The sequence below is a fragment of the Streptomyces sp. NPDC048191 genome, assembly GCF_040652655.1.
Taxonomy (GTDB): Bacteria; Actinomycetota; Actinomycetes; order Streptomycetales; family Streptomycetaceae; genus Streptomyces.
The window spans coordinates 1-4251 of the sequence record NZ_JBEZMO010000073.1 but is presented as its reverse complement, the minus strand read 5'-3'; the positions used below and the strand labels follow the sequence as shown (position 1 = coordinate 4251).

The 4251-nt window shown below is 70.8% G+C and carries 2 protein-coding genes; both read left to right on the top strand.

Annotated features, from left to right (window positions below; translation table 11 throughout):
- A partial coding sequence (locus AB0D93_RS41330) for a condensation domain-containing protein (RefSeq protein ID WP_362131869.1) occupies positions 1 to 1721 on the top strand: 1721 nt, incomplete at its 5' end.
- A 24-nt stretch (positions 1722 to 1745) separates the two neighbouring features.
- Positions 1746 to 4251: amino acid adenylation domain-containing protein (locus AB0D93_RS41325; RefSeq protein ID WP_362131866.1), on the top strand; the 2506-nt coding region annotated here is incomplete at its 3' end.

The window sequence follows — 4251 nt, the reverse complement described above, 5'->3', positions numbered from 1 at the left end:
GCTTGTTCGCGGAGGTGCTGGGTCTGGACCGGGTCGGGGTGGAGGATTCGTTCTTCGATCGTGGTGGTGACAGCATCATGGCGATTCAGTTGGTGTCGCGGGCGCGTCGGGCGGGTCTGGTGTTCACCCCGCGTGAGGTGTTCTCCCATCAGACACCCGAGTCCCTGGCCACCCTCGCCCGCGACACCGGGGACGACGCTGCCACCACGGCCGGCGAGGCGGCCGGTGCCGGAGTGGGCAGCGTGGCCCTGACGCCGATCATCGCCTGGCTGAAGGAAGGCGAAGGCCCGGTCGACGGGTTCCACCAGTCGGTGGTGGTGCAGGTCCCGGCGGATGTGTCGGTGGAGTCGTTGACGGGTGCGGTGCGGGCCGTGGTGGATCACCATGACGCGTTGCGTCTGCGGCTGGCCGTCGGTGATGCGGGTGAGTGGGGTCTGGAGGTGGGGGCTCGGGGGTCGGTGGCTGTGGATGCGTGTGTGACGCGGGTCGACGCGGCGGGCCTGGACGATGCGGCTGTGGAGGAACTGACGGCCGGGCAGGCGGTGGTGGCCCGTGAGGGGCTTGCTCCGGCTGAGGGCCGGATGGTGCGGGTGGTGTGGCTGGACCGGGGCCGTGGGGTGCCGGGCCGGTTGCTGCTGGTCGTGCATCACCTGGCGGTGGATGGTGTGTCGTGGCGGATCGTGCTGCCCGATCTCGCCGCCGCGTGGTCGGCGGTGCAGGCCGGTCGGCCGGTGGAGCTGGAGCCGGTGGGGACCAGTTTCCGTACCTGGTCCAGGATGCTCACGCAGGAGGCCACCCGGCCCGAACGCACAGCCGAACTGGCCCTGTGGGCCGACATTCTCCTCAGCGACGACGCTCGCCTCGGCACCCGCGCCCTCGACCCCGTCCGGGACACCATGGAGCACGCGGGACACACCACCGTTTCTCTGCCGGCGGAGGTGACGGAGGCGTTGCTGACGCGTGTGCCGGCGGCGTTCCACGGCAGGGTCAATGATGTGCTGCTGACGGCTCTGGCCCTGGCGGTGTCGCGCTGGCGTGAGGTGCGTGGCGTGGATGTGCCGGGTGTTCTGGTGGATCTGGAGGGTCATGGCCGTGAGGAGCTGGCGGGTGCGGAACTGTCCCGTACGGTCGGCTGGTTCACGAGCGTGCATCCTGTCCGTCTGGAGCCGGGTGCGGTGGCCTGGGATGCCGTGGTGTCGGGTGACCCCGTGGTCGGCGGCTTGGTGAAGCGGGTCAAGGAGCAGGTGCGCCGCATCCCCGACAACGGTCTGGGCTACGGCCTGCTGCGTTACCTCAACCCGAAGACCGCCCCGGAACTCGCCTCGTACGGCAGTCCGCAGATCGCCTTCAACTACCTCGGCCGCATGGGCACCGGCGACCGTCAGGACTGGGGCGTGATCCCGCAGAGCGAAGCTCTCGGCAGGGGTGCCGAGACCGCGATGCCGATGCGGCATGTGATCGAGGTCAACGCGATCACGCACGACCTGGCCGGCGGGCCGGTGCTGGAGGCCACCTGGTCCTGGGCCGGCGGTGTGCTGGCGGAGGACGACGTGCGCGAGCTGGCCGAGCTGTGGAGCGCGGCCCTGCACGGCCTGGCCACCGGCGTGGAAACCGGTGGGGCCGGCGGCCACACCCCCTCCGACCTGGCGCTCGTCGACCTCACCCAGGACCAGATCGACGCCCTCGAAGACGACCTCGAACTGGACTTTTTCGAAGACTGACGTTCGAGGACCGAGTTAGGAAACATGATGAAGAAGTCACGTATCGAGGACGTCCTGCCGCTCTCACCGCTGCAGGAGGGCTTTCTCTTCCACGCCCTGGTGGACGAGGAGGGCACCGACGTCTACACCGCCCAGCTGACCTTCGACTTCGAGGGGCCGCTGGACGCCGCCGCGCTGAAGGCCGCGGGCGAGCGGCTGCTGGCCCGGCACGCCAACCTGCGCGTCGGCTTCCGGCACGACGGTCTCAAGCGCCCGGTGCAGGTGGTCCTGCGCGAGGTGCCGCTGCCGTGGACCGAGGTCGACCTGTCCGGCCGGGACGAGGCCGGGCGGGAGCGCGAGGCCGCCCGTGTCGCCGGCGAGGAGCGCGCCCGCCGGTTCAGCCTGCGGCGTCCACCCCTGCTGCGTTTCCTGCTGATCAGGCTCGCGGAGAACCGGCACCGCTTCGTCCTGACCAACCACCACATCCTGTGGGACGGATGGTCGATGCCCGTCCTCGTCGACGAGCTGCTGAAGCTCTACGCGGCGGGCGGCGGCGACGCTGCCCTGCCGAAGGTCACCCCGTACCGCGACTACCTGGCCTGGCTCGCCGCCCAGGACCGCGACGCTGCCCGCACCGCCTGGGCCTCCGCCCTTGCCGGGCTGGAGGGCCCGACCCTCATCGCCCCCCAGGTCGCCGACCGTGCGCCCGAGCTGCCCGGCCATGTGTCCGTCGAGCTGACCGACGAGCTCACCGTGCGGACCGCACGGCTGGCCCGCACCTGCTCCGCCACCATGAACACGCTGGTGCAGGCCGCTTGGGGCGTGCTGCTGTCGCGGATGACCGGCCGGGACGACGTCGTCTTCGGTGCGACGGTCTCCGGCCGCCCGCCGGAGCTGCCCGGCGTCGAGCGCATGGTCGGCCTCTTCATCAACACCCTCCCCGTCCGCATACGGCTGCGCAACGACGAGCCGGTGTCCGGCCTGCTGTCCCGGCTCCAGGCCGAGCAGACGGAGCTCATGGAACACCACCACCTCGGCCTCACCGAGGTGCAGCAGCAGGCGGGCGGCAGGGAACTCTTCGACACCACGACCGTCTTCGAGTCCTACCCCCTGGACGCCGAGGCATGGCGGTCACCCGCCGACGAGCTGAAGCTGACGGCGGTGGACGGCGTCGACGCCACCCACTACCCGCTCACCCTCGCTGCCGTGCCCGGACCGCGGCTGACCCTGCGGCTGGGCTACCGGCGCGACGCCTTCACCGAGGCCGAGGCCCAGCAGTACCTGGACCGGGTCGTACGGCTGCTGGAAGCGATGACCGACCGCCCGGAGCGGCCGGTCGGCACCCTCGGCATCCTCGGCCCGGACGAACGCCACCGGCTTCTCGTCGAGTGGAACGGCACCGCACGGACGCTGCCGCAGACCACCCTGCCCGCCCTGTTCGAGGCCCGGGTGGCGCGGACGCCGGAGGCCGTCGCGGTGGTGAGCGGGGCGACCTCGCTCACGTACGCCGAGCTGAACGCCCGGGCCAACCGCCTGGCGCACCTGCTGATCGACGAGGGTGTGGGGCCCGAGCAGTTCGTGGCGCTGGCCCTGCCCCGGTCGGCCGACCTGGTGGTCGCCGTACTGGCCGTGCTGAAGGCCGGCGCGGCCTATCTGCCGATCGACCCCAACTACCCGGCCGAGCGCCTGGCCTACATGGTCGGCGACGCCCGGCCCGCCCGCGTCGTCACCACCGCCGAGACGGCCTCGGCCGTCGTCGCGGACGTCCCCCGGATCGTCCTCGACGATCACGCCGTCGTCGAGCGCCTCGTCGGCTGCCCGGCCGAGGATCCCACCGACGGACAGAGGCGGCAGCCGCTGGATCCGGCCCACCCGGCGTACATGATCTACACCTCGGGTTCCACCGGGCGCCCCAAGGGCGTCGTCGTTCCGCACCGCAACGTCATCCGGCTGATGACCGAGACCGAGCACTGGTTCGGCTTCGGCTCCGAGGACGTGTGGACGCTGTTCCACTCCTACGCCTTCGACTTCTCGGTGTGGGAGCTGTGGGGTCCGCTGCTGTACGGCGGTCGGCTGGTCGTCGTGCCCTACGCGGTCTCCCGCTCCCCGCAGGACTTCCTCAACCTTCTGGGCCAGGAAGGGGTGACCGTGCTGAACCAGACCCCCTCGGCCTTCTACCAGCTGATGCAGGCCGACCAGGAAGCCCCCGAAACAGGCGCGCGGCTCGCCCTGAAGTACGTCATCTTCGGCGGAGAGGCGCTTGACCTGGGCCGCCTGGACGACTGGTACGCGAGGCACGCGGACGACGCCCCCACGCTCGTCAACATGTACGGCATCACCGAGACCACGGTCCACGTCACCTACATGGCGCTGGACCGCGAGTCGGTACGCCGCGGCCAGGGCAGCCTCATCGGCACCGGCATACCCGACCTGAAGGCGTACGTACTCGATGGCGCCCTTGGGTTGGTGCCGTCGGGTGTGGTGGGTGAGTTGTATGTGGCGGGTGCTGGTTTGGCTCGTGGGTATTGGGGTCGTCCGGGGTTGACGTCGG